The organism is Streptomyces sp. NPDC126510, assembly GCF_040302345.1.
Taxonomy (GTDB): domain Bacteria; phylum Actinomycetota; class Actinomycetes; order Streptomycetales; family Streptomycetaceae; genus Streptomyces.
Map to the genome: position 1 here is coordinate 70,817 of NZ_JBEORR010000012.1, position 25,032 is coordinate 95,848.

Consider the following 25,032-nt stretch of genomic DNA (forward strand, 5'->3'; position numbering starts at 1 on the left):
GACGGGACACCAACGGCCCTTCAGGAGTTTGGGAAACGATGAGGAAGTCTCACCCCGTCCGGCGTGCCGTGCTCGCCGGCGCAGCCACCGTCTCCGGGATCGTGCTGCTGCTGTCCCTGAAGCCGGCCTCCGACCCGGGGGCCGCCCAGGCGGCGGGGCAGGCCCCGCCCGCGGCGGCCGGACAGGCCCCGCAGGGCGGCGTGAACGGCGCGGTCACCGGTGACGCGGCGCAGACGCAGTACGGCGCCGTGCAGGTCCGGCTGACCATGAGCAACGGCAAGATCACCCAGGCGGAGGCCGTCCAGGCCCCCAAGGGCGGCCGCAGCGACCAGATCACCGCCGGCTCGGTGCCACGGCTGAACCAGGCGGCGGTCGCGGCGCAGAGCGCGGAGATCGACGCGGTGTCGGGCGCCACGTACACCAGCGCCGGCTACAAGAAGTCCCTCCAGTCGGCCCTGGACAAGGCGAAGGCGTCGGCCGGGGCGCAGCAGGGCTCGGGCGGCGCGCAGCAGGGCTCGGGCGGCGCGCAGACGCTGACCGGCGATGTCGCGCAGACGCAGTACGGGCCGGTCCAGGTCCGGGTGACCGTCGCAGGCGGGAAGATCACCAAGGCCGAGGCGGTCCAGGCCCCCAAGGGCGGCCGCAGCGACCAGATCACCGCCAGCTCGGTGCCACGCCTCAACCAGGCGGCCGTCGCGGCCGGTACCGCGGAGATCGACGCGGTGTCGGGCGCCACGTACACCAGCGCCGGCTACAAGAAGTCCCTCCAGTCGGCGCTCGACAAGGCGCCGGCCCAGGGCGGTTCCTCGCAGGCCGCGGGTTCGGGGGGCGGCCAGGCGACGACGCAGACGCTGACCGGCAGCGTGGCGCAGACGCAGTACGGGCCGGTGCAGGTCCGGGTGACCGTCGCCGGGGGGAAGATCACCAAGGCCGAGGCGGTCCAGGCCCCCAAGGGCGGCCGCAGCGACCAGATCACCTCCTCCTCCGTCCCCCGCCTCAACCAGGCGGCCGTCGCGGCCGGGAACGCGCAGATCGACGCCGTGTCCGGGGCGACGTACACCAGCACGGGCTACAAGCAGTCCCTGCAGTCCGCTCTGGACCAGGCCGGTGGCTGACACGGTGGCCGACTCCGCACAGGCTCCCGCCGCGGTACGTCATGCCGAGGAGACGATGGGGACCGTCTTCTCCTTCGACGTCCGCGGCGGGGAACCGGCCGCCGTGCGCGCGGCCCTGGACGAGGCCGTGGCCGGGTTGCACCGGGTCGACGAGGTGTTCAGCACGTACCGCGAGGACAGCCAGATCTCGCGGCTGCAGCGCGGTGAGGTGACCGTCGCGGAGTGCGATCCCGAGGTCGCCGAGGTGCTGGAACTGGCCGCCGAGGCGGAGCGGCTGAGCGACGGCTGGTTCAGTACGTCGTACCAGGGCCGCCTCGATCCGACGGGCATCGTGAAGGGCTGGGCGGTCGAGCGGGCGGCGCGGCTGCTGGCGGACGTGCCCGGGGTGTGCGGGGTGAACCTGAACGGCGGCGGCGATGTGCAGTTGCTCGGGACACCGGGTGGGCAGCGGCCATGGCGCGTGGGCGTGTCGGACCCGTTGCGGCCGGGTGGCCTGGCGGCGGTCGTCTCCGCGGCGGGCGCATCGGAATTGTCCGTGGCCACGTCCGGGACGGCGGAGCGGGGAGATCACATCGTCGACCCCCGGACGGGGCGCTCCGCCGTGACCGACCTGGTCGCCGTGACGGTGGTCGGTCCGCGGCTGACGTGGGTGGACTGCTGGGCGACGGCGGCGTTCGCGATGGGCTCGCGGGAAGGTCTGGCGTGGCTGGAGTCCCTGCCGGGTGTGGAAGCGCTGCTGATCACGGCTGGGGACGAGGTGCGTTGTACGGGGGGCCTGGCTGCGAGGCTGGGGTGAGTCGAGGCTGAGGACAGGGCGTTTCGCTCACCCGCGCCAGCGGGATGCCGCTGCGCCCACCCGTGCCGCCCTCAGCCAGGCCAACTCAGGGGCGCGGGGAACTGCGCGAACGGCCACAGCGCACCCGCACACACCCACCACCGGCACCCCTGCGGCGCTCAGTGCCCGTTCTGAGCCAACCTCAGCAAATGGTCGGCCAGCGCCTGCCCACCCGTCGGCTCCCGACTGATCAGCAGCAACGTGTCGTCGCCGGCGATCGTCCCCAGAATGTCGTGCAGTTCGGCCTGGTCGATGGCCGAGGCCAGGAACTGCGCGGCCCCCGGAGGGGTCCGCAGGACCACGAGATTCGCCGAGGCCTCCGCGGAGATCAGCAGCTCCTGCGAGAGCCGCCGCATCCGCTCCTCCTTCGCCGAACCGCCCAGCGGCGCCCGGGGCGTACGGAACCCGCCCTCGCTGGGCACCGCGTAGATCAGGTCGCCGTCGGAGTTGCGGATCTTCACGGCGTTCAGCTCGTCCAGGTCCCGGCTAAGCGTGGCCTGCGTGACGCTCAGCCCGTCGTCGGCGAGCAGCTTCGCCAGCTGGCTCTGCGACCGGACCGGCTGCCGGTTGAGGATGTCCACGATCCGGCGGTGGCGGGCGGTGCGGGTCTGCGGCACGGCGGGCCCGTTCGCCCCCGGCTGCTCGTGGTCCTGCGCCTGGCTCATCGTCGTCTCATTCCCCGGATCGTCCGTCCCCGCTCACTGCCTGGAGGATGCCGGGCAGCGCCCCGAGGAACGCGTCCACCTCGTCGTCGCCGAGGTTCAGCGGCGGCATCAGCCGGACGACGTCGGGGGCGGGCGCGTTCACCAGGAATCCGGCCTCCTGAGCCGCCTGGCGCACCTGGGGCGCGAGCGGCTCGGTGAGCACGATACCCAGGAGGAGTCCCGTACCCCGGACGAAATCGATCAACTCATGGCCGAGGCCCTCGATTCCGTCCCGCAACCGCTCGCTCTGGCGCTTGACGTTCTCCAGCAGCCCCTCGTTCTCGATGGTGTCGAGGACGGCGAGCCCGGCGGCGCAGGCGACCGGGTTGCCGCCGAAGGTCGTGCCGTGCTGGCCGGGCTGGAGCAGGTCGGCCGCGCGCCCGAAGGCGACGGTCGCACCGAGCGGCAGCCCGCCGCCCAGCTGCTTGGCGAGGGTGACCACGTCGGGCAGCACGCCCTCGTGGGCCTGGTACTCGAACCAGTGCCCGGTCCGGCCGATTCCGGTCTGGACCTCGTCGAGGACGAGGAGCGCCCCGGTCGCCGCCGTGATGGCCCGGGCCGCCTTGAGGTAGCCGGCGGGCGGGACGACGACGCCGAGCTCGCCCTGGACCGGCTCGAGGATGACGAGCGCGGTCTCCTCGGTGACGGCGGCGGCCAGGGCCTGCGCGTCACCGAACGGCACGTGGGTGACGTCGCCGGGCAGCGGCAGGAACGGCTCGCGCTTGCCGTGCTGGCCCGTCAGCGCCAGGGCGCCCATGGTCCGCCCGTGGAAGGCGCCCTCGGTGGCCACGATGTGGGTCCGCCCGGTCAGCCGGCCGATCTTGAAGGCGGCCTCGTTGGCCTCGGCGCCGGAGTTGCAGAAGAAGACCTTGCCGTCCCGGCCGAAGAGGTTGAGCAGCCGCTCGGCGAGGGCGACGGTCGGCTCGGCCATGAAGAAGTTGGAGATGTGGCCGAGGGAGCCGATCTGCCGGCTGACGGCCTCCACGATCGCCGGGTGGGCGTGGCCGAGGGCGTTGGTGGCGATGCCGCCGACGAAGTCGAGGTACGCGTTGCCGTCGGCGTCCCACACCTTGGTGCCCGCGCCGCGCTCCAGGGGCAGCAGCGGGATGCCGTAGTTGTTCATGAGCGCGCCCTGCCACCGCCCGGCGTACTCCTGCTGCGCGGTCATACGGTGTCCCCCTCGTGCTCGTCGGGCACGACCATCGTGCCGATGCCCTCGTCAGTGAAGATCTCCAGCAGGATCGAGTGCTGGACCCGGCCGTCGATGACGCGGGCGGTGGTGACGCCGTTGCGCACGGCGTGCAGGCAGCCCTCCATCTTCGGCACCATGCCGGACGACAGGTCCGGCAGCAGCCGCTCCAGTTCGGTCGCGGTGAGGCGGCTGATCACCTCGTCGCTGTGCGGCCAGTCCTCGTAGAGGCCCTCGACGTCGGTGAGGACCATGAGGGTCTCGGCGTCCAGTGCAGCAGCGAGTGCCGCAGCCGCCGTATCAGCATTGACGTTGTAGACATGTCCGTCGTCCTGGGAGCGGGCGATCGAGGAGACGACCGGGATGCGGCCGTCGGCGAGCAGGGCCTCGATCGCGCCCGTGTCGATCGCGGTGATCTCGCCCACCCGCCCGATGTCGACGAGCTCGCCGTCGATCTCGGGCTGGTGCTTGGTGGCGGTGATGGTGTGGGCGTCCTCGCCGGTCAGGCCGACGGCGAGCGGCCCGTGCTCGTTGAGCAGCCCGACCAGTTCGCGCTGGACCTGCCCGGCCAGGACCATGCGGACGACGTCCATGGCGTCCTCGGTGGTGACCCTGAGGCCGGCCTTGAACTCGCTGACGATGCCGTGTTGATCGAGCGCCCGACTGATCTGCGGGCCGCCGCCGTGCACGACGACGGGCTTGAGGCCGGCGTGGTGCAGGAAGACGACGTCCTGGGCGAAGGCGGCCTTGAGGTCCTCGTCGATCATGGCGTTGCCGCCGAACTTGATGACGACCGTCTTGCCGTTGTGCCGGACCAGCCAGGGCAGTGCCTCGATGAGGATCTGCGCCTTGGGCAGGGCGGTGTGCTTACGCGTCGATCCGGTGCTCATGACGAGTACGCGCTGTTCTCGTGGACGTAGTCGGCGGTGAGGTCGTTGGTCCAGATGGTGGCGGTCTCGGACCCGGCGGCGAGGTCGGCGACGATGTGCACCTCGCGGTAGCGCATGTCGACCTTGTCGCGGTCCTCGCCGACCCCGCCGTTCTTGCAGACCCAGACGCCGTTGATGGCGACGTTCAGCCGGTCGGGCTCGAAGGCGGCCTGCGTGGTGCCGATGGCGGAGAGCACCCGGCCCCAGTTGGGGTCCTCGCCGTGCAGCGCGCACTTGAGGAGGTTGTTGCGGGCGATGGAGCGGCCCACCTCGACGGCGTCGTCCTCGGTCGCGGCGTTGATCACCTCGACCTTGATGTCCTTGCTGGCGCCCTCGGCGTCGCGGATGAGCTGCTGGCCGAGGTCGTCGCAGACCTGCCGTACGGCCTCGGCGAACTCCTCGTACCCGGGGGTGACTTCGGCCGAACCGGAGGCGAGCAGCAGCACGGTGTCGTTGGTGGACATGCAGCCGTCGGAGTCGACCCGGTCGAAGGTGGTGCGGGTGGCGGCCCGCAGCGCCTTGTCGAGCACCTCGTCGTCGAGGGCCGCGTCGGTGGTGAGGACGACGAGCATGGTGGCGAGGCCGGGGGCGAGCATGCCCGCGCCCTTGGCCATGCCGCCGACGGTCCAGCCGTCCTTGGTGACGACGGCCGTCTTGTGGACGGTGTCGGTGGTCTTGATGGCGATGGCGGCCTTCTCACCGCCGTGCTCGCTCAGGGACCCGGCGGCCGTCTCGATACCCGGGAGCAGCTTGTCCATGGGGAGCAGGAGGCCGATGAGGCCGGTCGAGCAGACGGCCACCTCGATGGCGCCGCGACCGAGGACCTCGGCGGCCTTCTCGGCCGTCGCGTGCGCGTCCTGGAAGCCCTTTGGTCCCGTGCAGGCGTTGGCGCCACCGGAGTTGAGGACGACGGCGGACACCTGGCCGCCCTTCAGCACCTGCTCGGACCACAGGACCGGCGCGGCCTTCACGCGGTTGGAGGTGAACACGCCGGCGGCGGCACGGCGGGGGCCGGTGTTGACCACGAGGGCCAGGTCGGGGTTGCCATTCTCCTTGATCCCGGCGGCGATGCCCGCCGCCGTGAATCCCTTTGCTGCCGTCACACTCACGGCGCAACTCCGATCGTCGTCAGTCCGGTGGTCTCGTCGAGACCCAGGGCGATGTTCATGCTCTGGACGGCACCGCCCGCGGTGCCCTTGGTGAGGTTGTCGATGGCGCTGATCACGATGATCCGGCCGGCGTCCGCGTCGTACGCGACCTGCACCTGAACGGCGTTCGAACCGTAGACGGACGCCGTGGCGGGCCACTGGCCCTCGGGGAGCAGATGCACGAACGGCTCGTCGGCGAAGGCCTTCTCGTAGACGGCGCGCAGGGACTCGCCCGTGACGCCGTCGGCGGCCTTGGCGCTGCACGTGGCGAGGATGCCGCGGGGCATCGGCGCGAGGGTCGGTGTGAAGGACACGGAGACCGTCTCCCCCGCCGCCGCGCTGAGGTTCTGGGTGATCTCGGGGGTGTGCCGGTGCCCGCCGCCGACGCCGTAGGGGGACATCGAGCCCATGACCTCGCTGCCGAGCAGGTGCGGCTTGGCCGCCTTGCCCGCGCCGGACGTGCCGGACGCGGCGACGATCACGGCCTCGGGCTCGGCCAGGCCCGCCGCGTACGCCGGGAAGAGGGCGAGGGAGACGGCGGTGGGGTAGCAACCGGGCACCGCGACGCGCTTGGACCCCTCCAGCGCGGCGCGGGCACCCGGCAGTTCGGGAAGGCCGTAGGGCCAGGTTCCGGCGTGCGGGGAGCCGTAGAACCGCTCCCAGGCGGCGGCGTCGGTCAGCCGGAAGTCGGCGCCCATGTCGACGACGAGCACGTCCGGGCCGAGCTGCTCGGCGACGGCGGCGGACTGCCCGTGCGGGAGCGCGAGGAAGACGACGTCGTGACCGGCGAGGACGTCCGGGGTGGTCTCCTGGAGGACTCGGCCGGCCAGGGGCAGCAGGTGCGGCTGGAGCGCACCGAGCCTCTGCCCCGCGTTGGAGTTGCCGGTCAGGGCACCGATCTCGACCTCGGGGTGCGCCAGGAGCAGACGCAGCAGTTCTCCGCCCGCGTACCCACTCGCTCCGGCCACTGCCGCTCGTACCGCCATGGATCCTCCTCCTTAGAGGGCATGACTATACGTTTCGCTGCACGTTTATGCAATCCCGTGCATGAGCGGCGCGACGGCCGAACTGCGGCCGGGGAAACCGGCTTTGTCCTGGCCATGACCACAGGGTAAGGTCCCCGGGCACATTTCAGGGGATCATGGCGGGTGGGGGACATGGCCGAGGAAGACGACGCGCACGGCAAGAGCCCGAGCGCATGGGGGCAGGCGCTCGCGGCGGTGGCGCTCGTGGGGGCGCTCAGCGGGAGCTTCTGGTGGCTCGCGAAGACATCCGCCGCGGAGAGCGAGCCGAAGCCCGCCACCTGCTCCGCGGAGGAGTCCCCCGCCCCGAAGGGCAAGCGCCTGACCGGCGCGCGACTGTGCGAGGCGCTGAACCGGCCCGACCTGGCCGCCCTGCTCGGCACACCGACGGAGATCGCGAAGACCGCCTCCGGCAGCGACAGTTCCTTCGGGTCCCCCGGCGGCAAGAAGATCGCCACCCCGCAGGCCCAGGTCGAGTTCGAGACGTACACCGTGACGCTCTCGGCGACCTACGACGGCCTTCCCGTGGCCGGGTCGGAAGGACTGCTCGGTAGCTACGCCCGCCCGCAGAAGGTACTGGGCCGCCCCGGGGTTCTCTACTCCACCCGCACCATCAGCATCAGCTTCCGGCTGGACGGCGGCGACGCGGACAGCGGTCCCGGCGTTCCGGCCCGGGCCCTCACCGTCGCCCAGGACGCGAAGGACCGCGGTGGGTCCGTCGACGTCACCCTGTGGCGCGCGGACGGAGCCGTGCCGGACGACGCGGTGCTGCTGCGGGTCGCGGAGCGGGTGCTGCAGACGCTCCCGGGGTGGACCTCGCGGGGCTGAGCCCGCCCCGCGAGGTCCGGGGTCCTACTTCTGCTTGAACCGCAGGAACGTCACCGAGTTCGCCGGGAACGTGTACGTGAACTTCTTGGCCACGCCCCGGAAGGTGGACGTCACCGGGGTCACCGGGGTGTCCGTCTCGGTGTTCACGGCCGTCTCGTCGGCGGCCAGCGTGGTGACGCGGGCCGTGGCGGCGGCCCTGGCGTCACCGAGGTCGACGGCCGTACGGGCCTCGGCCGACTGGGCGTTGACGACCTTGACGATCAGGTCCCCGGTCCGGGCGTCCTGTGTGACGACCTGGCGGAACGGCTCGGCCGGCTTGTCGTCCTCGAAGCTGCCCCACTCCTTGCCGTCGAGGAACAGGGTGACCTGGCGGCCGCGCACCTTGATGTCGATGTCGTAGGCCCGGCCGGTCTCGATCGACCCGGGCTTCGTCATCAGGGTGCCCTTGCCGCCGTCCACGGCCTGCTCGATCGCCGACTGGGTGTTGTTCCAGCCGCCCAGGTTCCACCAGTAGTAGTTGCCGGTGTCCTTGACGCCGAAGGCGACGAGGAAGCCCTCCTTGCCGGACTTCTTGGTGGCCTTCACATGCAGGTCGTAGTCCTTCCAGGCCGGGTCGCCCGCCGTGACCATGGTGTTCTCGGCGGCGGTGTCGGTCTGGACGTAGGCCCCGTCCTGGACGCTCCAGCTGCCACGGCCGCTGGTGGTCCACTTCGAGGCGTCACCGGAGAAGTCGTCGCTGAGCAGGGTCGAGCCGTCCGCCGAGGTGACCTTCACGTCGTCGTACGCGGCGCTGGTCGCCCACGTCGACAGGCCGACGGCACCGGTGATGGGGCCGCTGACGTTCGGGGTGGTGGTGGCCCTGGACGGCACGACACGGTCGCCGACGTTGTTCATGAACAGCTTCTGGACCTCGTAGTTGGCCGAGTTCCAGGAGGCCCGGTTGTTGAACCAGATCAGGTCCGGCCGCCACTGCACGTAGTCCTCGTTGGCGAGCAGCGGGGCGTACGAGGCGAGCTTGACGACGTCCGCGTTGCGCTCCAGGCCGGTCATGAAGGCGGCTTCGGACAGGCCGTTCTTCCAGGCGTTGCCCTGGGAGGCGTACTCGCCGAGGAAGACCTTGGGGCCGCTGCGGTCGTAGGAGTCGTAGCGGTCGTTGTTCTGCAGGAACCAGTTCGGGCTGTTGTAGTAGTGCTCGTCGACCATGTCGACCCCGGCCTCGCGGTTGAGCTGCCAGGCGGTGTCGAAGGTCGAACCGGCGTCGTCGGGGCCCGAGTTGGAGATGACGGTGATGTCCGGGTACTTCGCCTCGATGGCGGCCCGGAACTTCTGGAAGCGGGCGAAGAACTCCTTCGGGAGGTTCTCCTCGTTGCCGACCTCGATGTGGGTCAGGTGGAAGGGCTTGGGGTGGCCCATCCGCGCGCGGACCTTGCCCCACTCCGAGGTCGCCGGGCCGTTGGCGAACTCGATGAGGTCGAGGGCGTCCTGGATGTGCCGCTCGAGCAGCGCCTCGTCGTCGGTGGCCCGGTTCTGCCCGCAGCCGGTGACCAGGGCGGGGACGACGGGCAGCGGCATGGCGCCGATGTCCTCTGAGAAGCGGAAGTACTCGTAGTAGCCGAGGCCGTAGCTCTGGTTGTATCCCCAGACGTTGGCGTTGGTGGCTCGCTCCTCGACCGGGCCTACGGTGTCCTTCCACTGGTAGCTGCGCTTGCGCTGCCAGTTCGAGGCCGCGCTGTAGTCCTCCATGGAGCCGGTGTTGACCAGGCAGCCGCCCGGGAAGCGCACGAACCCCGGGTGCAGGTCGGCGATCTTCTGGGCGAGGTCCCTGCGCAGGCCGTTGGGCTGGTTCTTGTACGTCTCGCGCGGGAACAACGACACCTCGTCGAGCGCGGCGGCGTTCGTGGAGGCCACGGCGAGACGGCCGCGGTTGCTGGTGCGCGACGCCGTGAAGGAGGCCTTGTACTTGGCCCAGCCACCCTTCACCGCGATCTGGCGGGCGGTGGCCAGGCTGCCCGCGGCGTCCTTCAGGGAGACGGCGAGTGTGCTGCCGCTCTCGGCGCGGGCCCATACGGAGAAGTCGTACCGCTTGCCCTGCTCGACCCGGATGCCGGTGTTGTAGCCGGCGTTCGTGACGGACGAGCCGGCGCCCAGGGAGAGGTAGTTGCGGTTGCGTTCGTTCAGACGGCCGGAGTCGTTCACGACCTGGGCCGTGCCGCCGGCCGTCCACGAGGTCAGGGGCGTGTAGGAGCCGTTGTCGGCGGTGGAGTACTCGAACGACCGGTTCTGCACGAGCTCGGCGTAGAGACCGCCGTCGGCGGCGCGGTTGATGTCCTCGAAGAAGACGCCGTACATCGTGTCGTCGATCTTCGCGCCCCGGGCGGACGGGTCGACGGTGATCGTGTAGTCGGCGACGTCCTCGGCGTGCGCGGGGGCCGGTAAGAGGGCTGCTGCCGTCAGGAGGGCGGTGGTCGTGAGACCGAGTCTCCATCGGGTGCGGGCGTCGGTGCGTGGCATGGATACTCCGCGGCTCTCTGCTAGAGGTTCGAAATATCAGACAATGATCAGCACTTCGAACGGCAAGATAGGGAGGGGACGGAAGCGCGTCAATGGGGCGCACGACAACGCCGGGACGGAGAGCGGAGCAGGATGGGCGAGTTCTGGCCAGTGCCGGACGCACTCTCGTTTCTGGCCGGGCGCTGGAGGGTGTCGCGGTCGGTGCGGGATCTCGCGAGCGGTGCGGAAGGGGAGTTCAGCGGAACCACCGAGTTCCGTGAGGACACGGAGGGGCCCGGCGGGTTGCTGCACCACGAGTCCGGCACCTTCGTCTGGCAGGGCGTCGCCCGGCCCGCCGAGCGGACGTTGCGGTTCCTTCCCGGCCCGGGCGGCACGGCGGACGTGCGGTTCGCCGACGGGCGGCCGTTCCACGACCTGGACCTGACGTCCGGCCGGCATGTCGCCGGCCATCCCTGTGCGGCGGACCTCTACCGAGGCGAGTTCGCCGTCCACGACAGCGACCACTGGCGGACGGTGTGGCGCGTCCGCGGCCCCGCCAAGGACCTGGTCCTGTCCACCGACTACGTGCGCGAGGGCTGAGCCGGCGCCCCGCCGTCGAAGCGCAGGTTCCAGCGGCCCGCCCGGCCCGTCACGGCGGTCGTCGACAGCGGGCGGACGTCGATGTTCCAGTACGTCGACGGCGGCGCCTTCAGGGCATACACCAGGGCCGCCCGGATCACGGAGGGCTCGGCCACCGCCACGACCCGGCAGCCGTCCTCGACGGGCCGGGTGTCGAGCCAGCCGCCGACGCGGGTGATGAAGTCGACCAGCGACTCACCCCCGTGCGGTGTGGCGCGGGGGTCGGCGAGCCAGGCGTCCACGGCATCCGGCTCCCGGGCCATCGCCTCGCCCAGGGTCAGTCCGCGCCAGCGGCCCATGTCGCAGTCGCGCAGGCCGAGCTGCACCAACGGCGCGTATCCGAGCCCGTCCCCCGTCGCCCGGCTGCGGGGAGTCGGCGAGCAGTAGCGCAGTTCGGCCGCGGCGAGCGGCAGCAGGTCCCGGGCGGCGCGCTCCACCTCGCCCCAGCCGGCCTGGTCCAGCGGCCGGTCGTCCTCGAAACGCTCGGCGAGCAGCGGGGAGCTGCGCGCGGCGGCGACGAAGGTGACCCGAAGTGGCATGCGGCGATCGTGGGCGCACCAAGTACGCAGGTCAAGAGCCGTTACCTACGAGTTACCCAGGGTGCCCCGGCTCTCACTGGGCGAAGATGAGCGCCATCCACCGCTCGGGCCGCTCCAGCGGGGCGAATCCGATCTTCTCGTACACCCCGTGCGCGTCCTGCGTGGCGAGCAGGACCCGCGGCACCCCGGACGAGCGCAGCTCTTCGCGCACGGCGGCCACGAGCGCGCTTCCCACGCCCTTGCCGCGCACCGCCGGACCGACGTACACATCGCACAGCCACCCGAACGTCGCCCGGTCGGTGATCACCCGGGCGTAGGCGACCTGCTCTCCCGACACCGAGTCGAACACCCCGAAGTTGAGTGACCCCTCGATCGCCCGGTCCTGCTGCTCCCGGGAGCGACCGAGCGCCCAGTAGGCGTCGGTGGACAGCCAGTGGTGCACGCGCTCGCGGTCGACGCGGGCGGGGTCGGTGGAGATCTCGTAGCCCTCGGGCAGGCTCGGCGTGTCGGTCATGTCCGCGATGCTCGCAGGCCGCGCGAAGGGCGTCGAGCGGTTATCCCAGCACCTCGTCACAGGCCGTACGCAGCCTCCGTACGCCCTCCGCGATCTCACCGGTCCCGGCGACCGCCGCGAAGCTCAGCCGGACGTGCGCGGCCGGGGGTTCGGCACTGAAGTACGGGCGGCCGGGTGCGAGGGCGACGCCGGCACGCAGGGCCGCGGAGGTCAGGGCCGACTCGTCCGTGCCGTCGGGCAGGCGTGGCCACAGGTGGTAGCCACCGGAGGGGACGTGCGGCAGGGCGAGTTCCGGCAGGCGCAGGGCGAGGGCGCCGGTCATCGCGTCCCGGCGGGCCTTCAACGCCGCGGAGACGGCGCGCAGATGACGCGGCCAGGCCGGCGAGCCGACGAGTTCGAGGGCGGCCTCCTGGAGGGGGCGCGGCACGAAGAACGTGTCGACGACCTGGATCGCGCGCAGCCGTTCCAGGACCGGACCGCGGGCGGCCAGGGCACTCACCCGGAAGCTCGGCGAGGTCGCCTTGGTCAGCGAGGAGACGTGGACGACGACGCCGTCGGGGTCGTCGGCGGCCAGCGGGCGCGGCAGCGGCTCCGCGTCCTCGTGCACGAGCCGCCGCACGAAGTCGTCCTCGACGACGAACGCGCCCGCCTCCCGGGCGATGCGCAGCACCTCGGCGCGCCGCTCGGGCGCGAGCACCGCGCCCGTGGGGTTCTGGAAGAGCGGCTGGCAGACGAAGGCTGGGGCGCCGGTGACCCGGAAGGCGTCCGCGAGCAGCGCCGGACGTACGCCGTCGGCGTCCACCGGGACGGGCACCGGGCGCAGGCCGGCGGCGCGGGCGATGGCGAGCATGCCGGGGTAGGTGGGCGACTCGACCAGGACGGGTGCCCCGGGCGGGGCGAGGGCGCGCAGGGCGGTGGTGAGCGCGGACTGCCCGCCGGCGGTGACCAGCACCTCGGCGGCCGAGACCGGGCCGCCGATGCTCCGCGCGAACCACTCGCGCAGCTCCGGCAGCCCCTCCATGGGCGGCCGCCCCCAGGCGCCGGGACGGCGTCCGGCGCGCGCGAGGGCGGCGGCCATCGCCCGCTCGGGCTGCAGGGACGGGTGCAGATAGCCGCCGTTGAACTCGATCACGCCGGGCGGCGGCGCGGCCAGCGACACCAGCACCCCGGAGGCGTCCACGGAGCGCGGCACGAGGTCGGCGGCGCCGTCGGCGCTCAGCGCGACCTCCTGCCAGGAGGTGTCACCCGTGGGGGCCGGCGCCGTCCGGGCCTGCGCGCGGAACGCGCCCGCGCCGGGCCGGGTGATCACGAGGCCCTCTGCGGCGAGCTGCGCCAGGGCCCGCGACACCGTCACCGGGCTCACCCGGAACCGCTCGACGAGGGCCCGGCTCGACGGCAGCTTTCCACCAGGTGAGTAGCGGTCGAGCTCCCGTCGCAGCTGTTCCACCAGTTCACCCACACTGCTACGCTCTTGCATGAGAGCACAGAGTAGCGCTACTGCGCCGCCTGGGATAGCAGTCGCCACCCCGGGCCGGGAGAGTCACGGCCTCGGCACCCTTCAGGCGGCGCTCGGCGTTGTCGCCTTCTCCCTCACGTTCCCCGCGACCGCCTGGGGACTGGAGGGCTTCGGCCCCTGGTCGCTCGTCGCCGTGCGGAGCGTCCTGGCCGCGGTGATCGCGGGCACCGCTCTGCTGACCCTGCGGGTGCCACTGCCCGCCCGGCGGCACTGGCCGGGCCTCGCGGTCGTCGGAGCCGGCGTCGTCCTCGGCTTCCCGCTGCTGACCACCCTGGCGCTGGAGACCTCCACCACCGCGCACGCCGCCGTCGTGGTCGGCCTGCTCCCCCTCACCACGGCGCTCTTCTCGGCCCTGCGCGTCGGCACCCGGCCCTCGCGCATCTTCTGGATCGCCGCCCTCGCGGGTGCGGCGGCCGTGCTGGCCTTCACCGTGCAGCAGAGCGGCGGCGCCCTGACCACCGCCGATCTGTACCTGTTCGCCGCGCTGCTGGTCTGCGCGGCCGGCTACACCGAGGGCGGCCGGCTGGCCCGGGTCATGCCGGGCTGGCAGGTGATCGGCTGGGCGCTGGTGCTGTGCCTGCCCCTGACCGTGCCCGTGGCCTCGATCGCCCTGGCGCACGAACCCGTGCGGCTGACCGCGCACAGCGTCACCGGACTGCTGTGGGTCGCGGCGGGCTCGCAGTTCGCCGGGCTGGTCGTCTGGTACCGCGGCATGGCAGCCATCGGCATCCCGAAGGCCAGCCAGTTGCAGCTCGCCCAGCCGCTGCTCACACTGGTGTGGTCGGTGCTGCTGCTGGGCGAACACCTCACGGTCGCCGCCCCGCTGACGGCCGCGGCGGTGCTCGTCTGCATCGCCGTCACACAGCGATCACGCGGCTGATCGGGGAGGGTGCACGGCCACTGCCGACCGGCGCACCCCACCTGAAGGCAAGGCCGAGGACCGCTGCTCCGCACATCGTGAGGAGGCCCCAGATGCGCGCAACCGTGGGCGACCAGCTTGTCCAGCACGGCAGGGTGGTCGGTCAGCACGACAAGATCGGCGAGATCGTCGAAGTGCTCGGCCAGGAGGGGAACCCCCCGTACCGCGTCCGGTTCGAGGACGGGCACGAGGGCGTGTGCTCCCCGGGACCCGACACGGAGATCCGGCACAGGGAGACCACCACCGGCCCGTGACCCTGCGCGCGGGCGACGTGGGCTGTCCGCAGGGGACGGCGACTCGGTGCGGGACGAGCCTCGCCGGGCACCGCGCGAGGCGACTCGGCGTGGGGTACCCGGCCGGCCAATGGCTCCTCCGCGCCGGGCGACCCGGCGCGGAGTGCCCCACCCGTGGTGGCACTCGGCGCGAGGCGACTCAGAGCGGGGGCGGCGCCGGTCGGCCGTAGTGATCGGCGACCACCCGCGCCATCGCCCCGATCCGGTCGGCCGCCACGTCCCTGGCGGCGAACCAGACGTGTCCGCGCACCTGCGGATACTCCCCGGCCAGCGTCAGGTGCCGGGACAGTTCAGCCGTCTTCTGCCAGGCCGCGGGCTGCGCCGGGTCGCCGGCCTTGTACAGGGCCTCCCCCACGTACAGCTGCGTCGGGCTGTCGCGCGCCACCTTCGCCCACCAGGGCACCAGCTTCGCGTAGTCGGCGGCGGCGAAGCCGATGTTCCAGTACAACTGCGGGACGAGGTAGTCGATCCAGCCCTCGCGCACCCACTTCCGGGTGTCCGCGTACAGGTCGTCGTACGTCTGCACACCGGCCCGGGTGTCCGAACCGGCCGGGTCCGTCGAGGCGTTGCGCCACACTCCGAACGGGCTGATGCCGAAACGGGCGCCCGGCCGGACCTCCTTCACCCGGTCCGCGGTCTCGCGCACCAGCCGGTCGATGTTGTCCCGCCGCCAGGCGGCCCGGTCCGGGAAGGCATCGCCGTGCTCGTCGTAGGCGTCGTCGTCGTCGAAGGTCTGGCCCGCCACGGGGTAGGGATAGAAGTAGTCGTCGAAGTGGACACCGTCCACGGCGTACTTCGCCACCGCGTCGAGCATCGCGTCCTGCACGAAGGCGCGGACCTCGGGCAGCCCCGGGTTGTAGAAGAGCTTCCCGCCGTACGTCACCACCCAGTCGGGGTTCTTGCGCGCCGGGTGAGAGGCGGCGAGCCGGGCCGGGTCGGCGTGGGCGGCGATCCGGTACGGGTTGAACCACGCGTGCAGCCGAAGACCGCGGGCATGCGCCTCCCGGACGGCCGTGCCCAGCGGATCCCAGCCGGGGTCCTTGCCCTGGGTGCCGGTGAGGTACTGCGACCACGGCTCGTGCGGTGAGGGCCACAGGGCGTCCGCCGTGGGCCGGACCTGGAAGAAGACGGTGTTGAGCCGGTTGCTGACCGCCGTGTCGAGGTGGGTGAGCAGTTCGGAGCGCTGCTGCGAGGCGGTCAGACCCGGCTTGGACGGCCAGTCACGGTTGGCCACGGACGCGATCCAGACACCCCGCATCTCGGAGCCCGGCGCCCCGCCCCCGCCCCCGCCCCCGCCCCCGCCCCCGCGTCCGCGTCCGCTCGCGGCCGACGCCTGAGGCACCATGGTGAAAGCCGACAGCGCCGCGACCGCGAACGCCCTGCGTGAGACTCGTCCCATCCGCATGCTCCAGAAAGCCGCGGATCCGCCCGGCCGCGGATCGCTCCGGGGTCAGCATGCCCGATGCGGACCCGCACCCCCGCGATCGATCATCGATACTTCGGAGTAACGTGCACGAACGGAGCAGGCGCCGGGACCCGGCCGGTCTGCCCGGACGTAGATCAGCAGCGAAAGGGACGATGTGACGGACATCCCAGCGGGAGACATTGCACGCGTCGGAGTCGTGGGCTGCGGTCAGATGGGCGCGGGCATCGCCGAGGTGTGCGCCCGGGCCGGCCTGGACGTCATGGTCGCCGAGACCACCGGCGAGGCCCTGGAGATCGGCCGTACCCGGCTGTTCACCTCCCTGGCCAAGGCAGCTGAGCGCGGCAAGATCACCGAGGAGGAGAAGGAGGGCACGCTGGCCCGCCTGAGCTTCACCACGGACCTCGGCGAGTTCGCCGACCGTGACCTGGTGATCGAGGCCGTCGTCGAGAACGAGCAGGTCAAGACCGAGATCTTCCAGGTGCTCGACCAGGTCGTGACCCGGCCGGACGCGATCCTGGCGTCCAACACCTCCTCGATCCCGCTCGTGAAGCTGGCGGTCGCGACCTCGCGCCCCGACCAGGTCATCGGCATCCACTTCTTCAACCCGGCCCCGGTGCAGAAGCTCGTCGAGCTGATCCCGGCGCTCACCACGTCCGAGGGCACGATCAGCCGCGCTCAGGTCTTCACCGAGAAGCTGCTCGGCAAGCACGCGATCCGCGCCCAGGACCGCTCCGGCTTCGTGGTCAACGCGCTGCTGATCCCGTACCTGCTCTCCGCGATCCGGATGTTCGAGACGGGCATCGCCAGCCGCGAGGACATCGACAACGGCATGGAGATGGGCTGCGCCCACCCGATGGGCCCCCTGAAGCTGTCCGACCTGATCGGCCTGGACACGGTCGCCTCGGTCGCACAGTCCATGTACGAGGAGTTCAAGGAGCCCCTGTACGCCGCTCCTCCGCTCCTGCAGCGCATGGTCGACGCGGGCCGACTGGGCCGCAAGACGGGCTCGGGCTTCTACACGTACGCCTGACGCCCGGCCGGCGCAGCCACGTCACCGCCGCCGCTCCTCCGGCCACGGCCGGAGGCGGCGGCGTCCCCATTCCTGCGCCTGCTCGCTCATGCGGCGGCGCAGCCAGCCGATCCAGAAGGCGAGCGGTGTGATCACGAGCGCGATCAGCAGCGCCCTGCCCCATCCCTCCCCGGAGGAGAACCGGAGCATGACGACGGTCAGCCCGTAGAGCGCCAGCGTGTACGCCGCGTTCTTCCGCCACTTCGTCATGATGTCCCGGGTACCCCGGGAGGCCGATTACGTACGGTCATATTTCGGCCAAGCAGCCGGCCCGGCACCGGAGTTGGTGCCGGGCCCGCGGCATTCACACACCGTGTGCGCGCCGGGCTCGCATATGCCCTCCGCACACTCTCCCCATGCGCCCACCAGGCGAGTTGACTCCTCATGCGCATGCAAGGGATGTGCAACGACTACAGAAAGGAGCGGACTCGTGACCGCCGATCCCGAGCATCCCGTCGTCCATGGAGAACTCGCAGAGTTACGGCGCCGCCTCGACGTGGCCTACGCCCGCGTCGAGGGCGGGCTGGCTCTGCTCAGCCATCGCACCGAGGAGACCGCCAAGGAACTCGACGAGCTCAACACCCGGATCAACTCGCTGGAGCACGCGCGCTGGCCGCTGCCCGCGGTCGCCGCCCTCACCGCCGTGGGTGCCCTCGTCGTGACGATCTGGCAGGCGCTGGGACGCTAGCCGCGACAGGCGGGATCAGGGCAACGTGTCCTGGCCGAGCCTGAGATGGTGCAGCAGGAGTAACGCGGCCGCCATGTTGGCGGCCGGGACCTCGCCGCGGGCGACCATGTCGGGGACGAGCTTGAGGGGCACCCATTCCCGGCGGTCCGACTCGAAGTCGTCCACGGGGTGCCCGACGTACTCGCCGTTGTCGGCCCAGTACACGTGGTGCCGGGCGTCGGTGAGCCCGTTGGACGGCTCCACGCTCATGAGGTGGCGCAGAGGTCCCGGCCGCCAGCCGGTCTCCTCCTCCAGTTCCCTGGCGGCCGCACGGGCGATGTCCTCACCGTCCTCGACCACTCCCGCCGCTAGTTCCCACCCCCAGCTGTCGGTGATGAAGCGGTGCCGCCAGAGCAGCAGCACCTCGTTGGCCTCGTTCACGACCGTGGCCACCGCAACGGGCCGCAGTCGTATGAGGAAGTGGTCCAGATGCCTGCCGTCCGGCAGTTCGACATCCGCGAGATTGACGCTGAACCAGCGGTTTGAGTACACAGTCTGCTCGTTGTGTTTCGTCCACTGCACGGTTCTGCCACCTTCCGTCGAGTAAGTGGCAATATCGCAGCAGCGACGGATGGACAGCAGGCGCACGGGAAGCGCCTCGGAGCGATACGGGCACCCTGGCCCGGATCTACAACGGTACGCGCAGTGCCCCGTCGATGAGTTCGGCGGCCTCGGCCGTGCCCGCGCAGCCACTGCGCACCAGGTGCTCCCGCACCGCGCGCAGCCGGTCGCGCAGCCGCTGGGACTCCATGCCCCGGGCCTGCTCGGCCATCTGCACGGCGATGACCACCGCCTTGTCGGCGTTGCCCTGCCGCAGCTCGATGGTGCTGAGCATGGCCAGCCGGTGCACCCGGCCGCGGTCGTGCGCCGGGTTGTCCACGGCGGCCGCGGCGTGCTCCCCGGCGGCCGCGATCTCGCCCAGGCTCAGCAGCGCCTCCGCCACCTGGACGTTCACGAGCCCGGGCTGGACATAGCCGGTCTCGTCCGGTTCGTAGCCGCGCCGGATGCGCTCGGCCGCCTGCTCGGCCCGCCGGATGCGGGACAGCGCGCTCGTGCCGTCGCCGAGATGCGCGTACGCCTTGGCCTGCATCGCGTACAGGTCGGAGGAGAGCGCCGGGGTGATGTGCTTGCCGGCGGCGCGCAGCGCGGCCTCCGCGAAGGCGACGGCCTGCCGGTACTCCCGCATGAACAGCGACTGGTTGACCAGCAGGGCGATGACGTACGCCCCGAGTCCCCGGTCGCCGCTGGCCTTCGCCAGCCGCAGCGCCTGGTGGAAGTAGCGCTGGGCCAGCCCGTGCGCGTCGGAGTCGTAGGCGCAGATGCCGGCGACCGCCACCAATCCGCCGGTGGCCCGGTGCAGTTGACGGCCGGTCTCGTCGGTGTAGCTGCCGCGCAGCAGCGGGGCGGCCTCGGCGTTGAGGAAGCCGACGATCCGGGCCCGGGTGGCGATGCCCCCGGCCTTGCGGTACAGCTGCTCGTAGTGCGTACGGGCGGCCCGCAGCATCTCCAGGTCGCCCGCGGTGACCCGGTGTCTGCCGCCCCGCGAGACGTCCACGTCCTCGGGTGGGTTCTCCCACTCCCACACCGGCATCACCGCGGGCGTGCCGGTGAGGGCGGGCGCGCCCAGGATGTGCGGGCGCTGCTGCTGGTCGGAGCGCCACAGGGCGGTGGCCCGTTCGACGAACCCGGACAGCGTGCCGGTGTGCGGGGCGGACGGCTCGCCGGGCACGCCGAGGCCGATGTCGTCGAGGGTGACGTGCCGTTGCAGCCGGGCGGCGAGCACCTCGCATATCAGGTCGGGCACTTGGCCCCGGGGGCGCTGCCCCTTCAACCACCGGGCGACGGCGGTGTGTTCGTACCTCAGGGACAGGCCACGGGCCCGTCCCGCCTGGTTGACGTGTGCGGCCAGCCCCGCGTGCGAGATCCCGGCCTCGTCCAGGATCGCGTCGAGCAGAGTGTTGGGCTGCATGTGGGCCCCCCGGTGGCTCGGTGCGGACAGAGTAGTGGTTCCGCCTTCACACGGGGTGTGAACCGAGTGCTCGAATCCGCAGGGTGTGTGCGCTGTCGCTCAGAGTCGCGGGCCGGTTGACTGAACTGCCTCGAAAGAGGCCGGCCGGGCCGCCGGCTCCCCCTCGTACAGTGCGGCGGCCCGCTACCGCCGTCCGCCCGGCTGCCTGCCCGACACTCCGTGGCGGGGCGGACGGCTCCGCCGGCCGGGCCGGGCGAGTCATCGCCGTTGTGTCAGCGGTGTGCCGTCGACTGCGGGCGCGTCGTGGCTGTCCGCGCAGTTCCCCGCGCCCCTGAGGGACATGTGCCGGCCGTTGGTGAGGATGAGCAGGGCGATGTCGTCCGCCGGTTCGCCGCGTGTGTGGTGCCGGAGGGCGGTGGAAACCCTGCCGAGGACCGTATGCGATGAGTCCGGCTCGTCCCGTACCGCGTCTTCCAGAACAGTCGCCAGGGGGAAGAACCGGCCATGCGCGTCCCGTGCGTCCTGGGCTCCGTCCGTGTGGAGGAACAGGGCGTCGTCGGGTTCCAGACAGCCAAGGTTCAGCGTCGGCAGAGCAGTCGGGAGGGGGAACAGGCCCAGCGGTGGGTGCGGATCGTCGGGGGCCAGTTGCTCCACCCGGCCACGGCTCAGCCGGTACGGCCAGGGATGGCCGCAGTTCAGGGCGAGCATCTCCCCGTCGGGCCGGATCTCCACGAGCAGCAGCGTCACGAACTCCTCGGCGGCGCTCGCGGGATGCTCCTGGCGCAGATGGCGGTCCAGGGCCCGTTCCAGCCGGCGCAGCACCCCGCCGAGGTCCTCCTCGTAGTGCGCCGCCTCGCGGAAGCAGCCGAGCACGGCGGCGACGGTCCCCAGGGCGCCGATCCCGTGTCCGCGTACGTCACCCATCACGGCCCGGACACCGTGCTCGGTGGCGACGACCTCGTAGAGGTCGCCCCCGACCGAGGCGCCACGCTCCGCCGACACCTGGACGGCCGCCACGTCCAGCCCGTCGACCCGTGAGGGCAACGGCCGCAGCAGCGCGCGCTGTGCGGCACCCGCGACCCGGCGCATCTGCCGCAGCTCGCGCATCAGCGCGTGCCGCACCTGCAGGATCAGCCCGGTCCCGACCGCGAAGAACACCGCACTGGTGACGAGCCGCGCCCGGAGATCGGTCTCCTGGGCGAGCGGACAGGCCAGCTTGTACGTGACGGCCGCCGCGCCCCAGACCGTGGGCAGACCGAGGCTGCGCACCCGACCCCTGATGCGGATCATGCCGATGGCCCCCCAATAGGCCCTGACACACAGAATCGGACCGGCCCGAGAAGGCCGGTCCGATTCTGTCGACAGCACGCCGAAAATGGGGAGATCACCCACCTTTACCACTCATACGAGTGAGGTGACCCGACCCTGTCTTGGGGGCGCGGGGAACTGCGCGAACGACCACGACGAATCCGCAGCCGCCACCACACCGCAGCTCCCTGCCCCGTGGGCACTCAGCTCCGCAGCTCCGCACCCACTCGCTCGCCCGCGAGGGCCACCGCCGCGTCCCGGGCCGCGGAAGCCTCGTCCACGGTCAGAGTCCGGTCGGATGCGCGGAACCGCAGCGCGTAGGCGAGCGACTTGCGCCCCTCCCCCAGCTGCTCGGCGTTCTCGTACACGTCGAACAGCCGGATGGACTCCAGCAGTTCCCCGGCCCCGTCCCGCAGCGCCGCCTCGACGTCCACCGCCGGCACGAACGCGTCGACGACCAGGGCGACGTCCTGCGTGGCGACGGGGAACGTGGAGATCCGGGGCGCCGCGGCCGTGGCGTCACCGGCGGTCTCCACCGCGTCCAGGTCGATCTCCATCGCGCAGGTGCGCGCGGGCAGCCCGAGGGCCTTCACGACCCGCGGGTGCAGCTCGCCCGCGTGCCCCACGACCCGCTCGGCGCCGTCCATGGTGACCGCCAGCTCGGCGCACCGCCCCGGGTGCCAGGGGCCGTACTGTCCCTTGCGGATGACGAGCTCTGCCCCGGCTTCCCGCGCGACGGACCGGGCGGCCTCGACCGCGTCGGCCCAGTCGGCCGGACGGCCCTTGCCCCACCAGCCGGCCTGCTCGCGCGCACCGGCGAGGACCACGGCCACGTGCCGCGGCTGCTCGGGCAGCGCCGCGTTCAGCTCGGCGAGCTCCTCGTCGGACGGACGGCGGTCGACGGGCAGCACGGCCGCGATCCGCTGCTCCTCGCGCGGGCGGAAGACCAGGCCGGTCTCGAACAGCGCGAGGTCGTGCGAGCCCCGGCCGTCGTTGCGGCGCAGGGCGGCGAGCAGACCCGGCAGCAGCGAGGTGCGCAGCGCGGGCTCCTCGTCGCTCAGCGGGTTGCTGAGCTTCACGACGCGGCGGGCCGGGTCGTCCTTCTCCAGGCCGAGCTGGTCGAAGACCTGCTCACCGATGAACGGGTAGTTCAGCGCCTCGACGTATCCGGCGCCGGCCAGGGCCCGGCCGACGCGGCGGTGCAGCCGCTGCCGGTCCGTCAGGCCGAGGCCGGCCGGCGGCTTGGGCAGCGTGGAGGGCAGGTTCTCGTAGCCCTCCAGCCGGATGACCTCTTCGGCCAGATCGTTCGGGTCGGTGAGGTCGGGCCGCCAGGACGGCACCGTGACGACCAGCTCGTCCTGGCCGTACACGTCGCAGCCGACCTCCTGGAGGCGGCGTACGACGGTCTCGCGGCCGTAGGCCACGCCCGCGACCTTGTCCGGGTGGTCGGCCGGAAGGGTGATGGTGCGCGGCGCGGAGGGGGCGAGGACCTCGGTGACGCCGGCCTCCGCGGTGCCGCCCGCGAGCAGCACCAGCAGGTCGACGGTGCGCTGCGCGGCGGCCGCGGCGGCCTGCGGGTCCACACCGCGCTCGAAGCGCCGGGACGCCTCGGAGGACAGCTTGTGGCGGCGTGCCGTACGCGCGATGGAGACCGCGTCGAAGTGCGCCGCCTCGATGACGACGTCCGCGGTGGCGTTCTCCGGGTCGTCGTGGTCGGCGATCTCCGTGTTGGCGCCGCCCATGACGCCGGCGAGCCCGATCGGGCCGCGGTCGTCGGTGATCACCAGGTCCTCGGCGTCCAGCGTGCGCTCGACACCGTCGAGGGTGGTGAGCTTCTCGCCCGCCTCGGCCCGGCGTACGCCGATCGTGCCCTGGACCAGGCCTCGGTCGTAGGCGTGCAGCGGCTGGCCGAGCTCCATCATCACGTAGTTGGTGACGTCGACGGCGAGGGAGATCGGGCGCATGCCGACCTTCTGCAGCCGGCGCTGGAGCCAGATCGGGGAGCGGACCTCGGCACTGAGGCCGGTCACCGTGCGGGCGGTGAAGCGGTCGCAGCCGGTGGGGTCGGAGATCTGCACCGAGTAGCCGTAGGCGTTCGGGGCGGGCACGTCGATCAGGGCCGGGTCGCGCAGCGGCAGGCCGTAGGCGGTGGCCGTCTCACGGGCCACGCCGCGCAGCGACAGGCAGTAGCCGCGGTCGGGCGTGACCGCGATGTCGAGGACCTCGTCGACCAGTTCCAGCAGTTCGACGGCGTCCTTGCCGATCTCGGTCTCCGGCGGCAGGACGATGATGCCCTTGGTGCCGTCGTCGCCCATGTTCAGCTCGTCGCTGGAGCAGATCATGCCGCGCGACATCCGGCCGTACGTCTTGCGCTCGGCGATCTGGAAGTCGCCGGGCAGGACGGCGCCGGGCAGGGCCACGACGACCTTGTCGCCGACGGCGAAGTTGCGGGCGCCGCAGATGATCTCCTGCGGCTCGCCGGTGCCGTTGGCCTGGCCGACGTCGACGGTGCAGAAGCGGATCGGCTTCTTGAAGTCCGTCAGCTCCTCGATCGTCGCCACCTGGCCGACGACCAGCGGGCCCTTGAGGTCGGCGCCGAGCTGCTCGACGGTCTCGACCTCGAGACCGGCCGAGATGAGTTTGGCCTGCACGTCACGACCGGTCTCCGTCTCCGGCAGGTCGACGTACTCCCGCAGCCAAGAAAGCGGGACCCGCATCAGATCTCCATCCCGAACGGCCGGGTGAACCGGACGTCACCCTCGACCATGTCTCGCATGTCTTCGACGTTGTGCCGGAACATCAGCATCCGCTCGATGCCGAACCCGAAGGCGAACCCGCTGTACTTCGCGGGGTCGACGCCGCAGGCGGTGAGCACCCGCGGGTTGACCATGCCGCAGCCGCCGAGCTCGATCCAGCCCTCGGAGGAGCAGGTGCGGCAGGGGCGGTCGGGGTTGCCGGCGGACTCGCCCTTGCACACGTAGCAGAGCATGTCCATCTCGGCGCTCGGCTCGGTGAACGGGAAGTAGGCCGGCCGCAGCCGGGTCTCCATGTCCGCGCCGAACAGGGCCTGGACCATATGGTCCATCGTGCCCTTGAGGTCCGCCATGGTCAGGCCCTCGTCGATCGCGAGCAGCTCGATCTGGTGGAAGACGGGCGTGTGCGTGGCATCGAGCTCGTCGGTGCGGAACACGCGGCCGGGGCAGACGATGTAGACCGGCAGCTCACGGTCGAGCAGCGCGCGGGCCTGCACCGGGGAGGTGTGGGTGCGCAGCACGACGCCGGACCCCGACTCGTCGGTGCCCTTCGGGCCCTGCACGAAGAAGGTGTCCTGCATCTGCCGGGCCGGGTGGTCGGGCAGGAAGTTCAGGGCGTCGAAGTTGAACCACTCCGCCTCGGCCTCCGGGCCCTCGGCGACCTCGTAGCCCATGGCCACGAAGACGTCCGCGACCCGCTCCATCATGGTGGTGAGCGGGTGCCGGGCGCCGGCCGGTACGCGGTCGTAGGGCAGCGTGACGTCCACCGCCTCCTCGACAAGCACGCGCGCGTCCCGCTCGGCCTCGAGCTCCACCTGGCGGGCGGCGAGGGCCTTGTTCACGGCACCGCGGGCCTGGCCGACGCGCTTGCCGGCCTCGGCCTTGGCGTGCGGGGGCAGGGCGCCGATCTCGCGGTTGGCGAGGGCCAGCGGCGAGGTGGGGCCGGTCTGGGCGACCTTGGCCTCGTGGAGCGCGTCGAGGGAGTCCGCGGCGGCGAAGGCGGCGAGCGCCTCGTCCCGCATGCGCTCGATCTCTTCCGGTTTCAACGTCTCGACCTCGACAGGGTCGTACGACTTATTCGGTGCCGACATCTCTTCCCG

24 protein-coding genes are annotated in these 25,032 nt (G+C 71.8%); 8 read left to right on the forward strand and 16 right to left on the reverse strand.

The window, feature by feature from the left end; genetic code table 11:
- The first annotated feature begins 38 nt into the window (after positions 1-38).
- Together ABTX60_RS18885 and ABTX60_RS18890 are read left to right on the forward strand one after the other, a co-directional pair.
- Positions 39-1,115: an FMN-binding protein gene (locus tag ABTX60_RS18885; protein ID WP_352098153.1), complete on the forward strand. Its 1,077-nt coding sequence runs from the start codon at positions 39-41 to the stop codon at positions 1,113-1,115.
- Entirely contained in the window at positions 1,108-1,911 is an 804-nt protein-coding gene (locus ABTX60_RS18890; protein WP_352098154.1) for an FAD:protein FMN transferase, read from the forward strand. Before ABTX60_RS18885 ends, ABTX60_RS18890 begins: the two co-directional genes overlap by 8 nt.
- A gap of 158 nt (positions 1,912-2,069) precedes the next feature.
- Here ABTX60_RS18890 and ABTX60_RS18895 read toward each other — a convergent pair whose 3' ends face one another.
- From ABTX60_RS18895 to argC, 5 genes are read right to left on the reverse strand one after another with little or no spacing between them, the layout of a single operon-like run.
- Positions 2,070-2,615, reverse strand: a complete 546-nt coding sequence (locus tag ABTX60_RS18895; RefSeq protein WP_352098155.1) for an arginine repressor — start codon at positions 2,613-2,615, stop codon at positions 2,070-2,072.
- A gap of 7 nt (positions 2,616-2,622) precedes the next feature.
- Positions 2,623-3,822 (reverse strand): acetylornithine transaminase, encoded by a 1,200-nt coding sequence (locus tag ABTX60_RS18900; RefSeq protein WP_352098156.1) that lies wholly within the window; start codon positions 3,820-3,822, stop codon positions 2,623-2,625.
- Positions 3,819-4,733: an acetylglutamate kinase gene (argB, locus tag ABTX60_RS18905; protein ID WP_352098157.1), complete on the reverse strand. Its 915-nt coding sequence runs from the start codon at positions 4,731-4,733 to the stop codon at positions 3,819-3,821. The genes ABTX60_RS18900 and argB overlap by 4 nt, the downstream gene beginning before the upstream one ends.
- The gene (gene argJ / locus ABTX60_RS18910; RefSeq protein ID WP_352098158.1) at positions 4,730-5,881 is read right to left on the reverse strand and encodes a bifunctional glutamate N-acetyltransferase/amino-acid acetyltransferase ArgJ; all 1,152 of its coding nucleotides are present in this window, start codon (positions 5,879-5,881) and stop codon (positions 4,730-4,732) included. Before argJ ends, argB begins: the two co-directional genes overlap by 4 nt.
- Positions 5,878-6,906, reverse strand: coding sequence for an N-acetyl-gamma-glutamyl-phosphate reductase (gene argC, locus ABTX60_RS18915; protein ID WP_189589450.1), 1,029 nt, complete (start codon positions 6,904-6,906; stop codon positions 5,878-5,880). Before argC ends, argJ begins: the two co-directional genes overlap by 4 nt.
- A gap of 171 nt (positions 6,907-7,077) precedes the next feature.
- Between argC and ABTX60_RS18920 the strand changes: the two genes are divergently transcribed.
- Positions 7,078-7,770, forward strand: a complete 693-nt coding sequence (locus tag ABTX60_RS18920; protein WP_352098159.1) for a DUF6215 domain-containing protein — start codon at positions 7,078-7,080, stop codon at positions 7,768-7,770.
- Positions 7,771-7,794: 24 nt separating this feature from the next.
- On the opposite strand, the gene ABTX60_RS18925 is transcribed toward ABTX60_RS18920, so the two are convergent.
- Entirely contained in the window at positions 7,795-10,281 is a 2,487-nt protein-coding gene (locus ABTX60_RS18925) for an alpha-L-arabinofuranosidase family protein (protein ID WP_352098160.1), read from the reverse strand.
- Between the two features lie 132 nt (positions 10,282-10,413).
- Here ABTX60_RS18925 and ABTX60_RS18930 point away from each other — a divergent pair, with 132 nt between their 5' ends.
- Entirely contained in the window at positions 10,414-10,860 is a 447-nt protein-coding gene (locus ABTX60_RS18930) for a DUF6314 family protein (protein ID WP_352098161.1), read from the forward strand.
- On the opposite strand, the gene ABTX60_RS18935 is transcribed toward ABTX60_RS18930, so the two are convergent.
- From ABTX60_RS18935 to ABTX60_RS18945, 3 genes are all read right to left on the reverse strand, one after another.
- Complete coding sequence (locus ABTX60_RS18935; RefSeq protein ID WP_352098162.1) at positions 10,842-11,438, reverse strand: histidine phosphatase family protein; 597 nt, start codon at positions 11,436-11,438, stop codon at positions 10,842-10,844. The two genes, ABTX60_RS18930 and ABTX60_RS18935, sit on opposite strands and share 19 nt — an antisense overlap.
- Positions 11,439-11,511: 73 nt before the next feature.
- The gene (locus ABTX60_RS18940) at positions 11,512-11,952 is read right to left on the reverse strand and encodes a GNAT family N-acetyltransferase (protein ID WP_352098163.1); all 441 of its coding nucleotides are present in this window, start codon (positions 11,950-11,952) and stop codon (positions 11,512-11,514) included.
- A gap of 40 nt (positions 11,953-11,992) precedes the next feature.
- Positions 11,993-13,429, reverse strand: coding sequence for an aminotransferase-like domain-containing protein (locus ABTX60_RS18945; RefSeq protein ID WP_352098164.1), 1,437 nt, complete (start codon positions 13,427-13,429; stop codon positions 11,993-11,995).
- Between ABTX60_RS18945 and ABTX60_RS18950 the strand changes: the two genes are divergently transcribed.
- Both ABTX60_RS18950 and ABTX60_RS18955 read left to right on the forward strand, forming a co-directional pair.
- Positions 13,428-14,348: a DMT family transporter gene (locus ABTX60_RS18950; RefSeq protein ID WP_352098165.1), complete on the forward strand. Its 921-nt coding sequence runs from the start codon at positions 13,428-13,430 to the stop codon at positions 14,346-14,348. The two genes, ABTX60_RS18945 and ABTX60_RS18950, sit on opposite strands and share 2 nt — an antisense overlap.
- Positions 14,349-14,440: 92 nt before the next feature.
- Positions 14,441-14,641: a DUF1918 domain-containing protein gene (locus tag ABTX60_RS18955; RefSeq protein WP_053668217.1), complete on the forward strand. Its 201-nt coding sequence runs from the start codon at positions 14,441-14,443 to the stop codon at positions 14,639-14,641.
- Positions 14,642-14,819: 178 nt separating this feature from the next.
- Here ABTX60_RS18955 and ABTX60_RS18960 read toward each other — a convergent pair whose 3' ends face one another.
- Positions 14,820-16,079 carry a glycoside hydrolase family 10-like protein gene (locus ABTX60_RS18960; protein ID WP_502992351.1) on the reverse strand — a complete coding sequence of 420 codons (1,260 nt, stop codon included), beginning with the start codon at positions 16,077-16,079 and terminating at the stop codon, positions 14,820-14,822.
- 181 nt (positions 16,080-16,260) lie between these two features.
- On the opposite strand from ABTX60_RS18960, the gene ABTX60_RS18965 reads away from it, so the two are divergent.
- Positions 16,261-17,136 carry a 3-hydroxybutyryl-CoA dehydrogenase gene (locus ABTX60_RS18965; protein WP_352098167.1) on the forward strand — a complete coding sequence of 292 codons (876 nt, stop codon included), beginning with the start codon at positions 16,261-16,263 and terminating at the stop codon, positions 17,134-17,136.
- A gap of 21 nt (positions 17,137-17,157) precedes the next feature.
- Here ABTX60_RS18965 and ABTX60_RS18970 read toward each other — a convergent pair whose 3' ends face one another.
- The gene (locus ABTX60_RS18970) at positions 17,158-17,385 is read right to left on the reverse strand and encodes a hypothetical protein (RefSeq protein WP_352098168.1); all 228 of its coding nucleotides are present in this window, start codon (positions 17,383-17,385) and stop codon (positions 17,158-17,160) included.
- Between the two features lie 220 nt (positions 17,386-17,605).
- Between ABTX60_RS18970 and ABTX60_RS18975 the strand changes: the two genes are divergently transcribed.
- Positions 17,606-17,863 carry a hypothetical protein gene (locus tag ABTX60_RS18975; protein WP_234847293.1) on the forward strand — a complete coding sequence of 86 codons (258 nt, stop codon included), beginning with the start codon at positions 17,606-17,608 and terminating at the stop codon, positions 17,861-17,863.
- Positions 17,864-17,878: 15 nt separating this feature from the next.
- Here ABTX60_RS18975 and ABTX60_RS18980 read toward each other — a convergent pair whose 3' ends face one another.
- The 5 genes from ABTX60_RS18980 to pheS all read right to left on the reverse strand — a co-directional run bounded on the left by ABTX60_RS18980 (position 17,879) and on the right by pheS (position 25,023).
- Positions 17,879-18,424, reverse strand: a complete 546-nt coding sequence (locus tag ABTX60_RS18980) for an NUDIX hydrolase (protein ID WP_352098169.1) — start codon at positions 18,422-18,424, stop codon at positions 17,879-17,881.
- 106 nt (positions 18,425-18,530) lie between these two features.
- Positions 18,531-19,871 carry an NsdA family TPR-like regulatory protein gene (locus tag ABTX60_RS18985; protein WP_352098170.1) on the reverse strand — a complete coding sequence of 447 codons (1,341 nt, stop codon included), beginning with the start codon at positions 19,869-19,871 and terminating at the stop codon, positions 18,531-18,533.
- A gap of 258 nt (positions 19,872-20,129) precedes the next feature.
- Positions 20,130-21,161, reverse strand: coding sequence for a PP2C family protein-serine/threonine phosphatase (locus ABTX60_RS18990; protein WP_352098171.1), 1,032 nt, complete (start codon positions 21,159-21,161; stop codon positions 20,130-20,132).
- A gap of 221 nt (positions 21,162-21,382) precedes the next feature.
- A complete protein-coding gene (gene pheT / locus ABTX60_RS18995; protein WP_352098172.1) occupies positions 21,383-23,896 on the reverse strand; it encodes a phenylalanine--tRNA ligase subunit beta in 2,514 nt (837 codons plus the stop codon).
- Positions 23,896-25,023 (reverse strand): phenylalanine--tRNA ligase subunit alpha, encoded by a 1,128-nt coding sequence (gene pheS, locus ABTX60_RS19000; RefSeq protein WP_352098173.1) that lies wholly within the window; start codon positions 25,021-25,023, stop codon positions 23,896-23,898. The genes pheT and pheS overlap by 1 nt, the downstream gene beginning before the upstream one ends.
- Positions 25,024-25,032 lie beyond the last annotated feature (9 nt).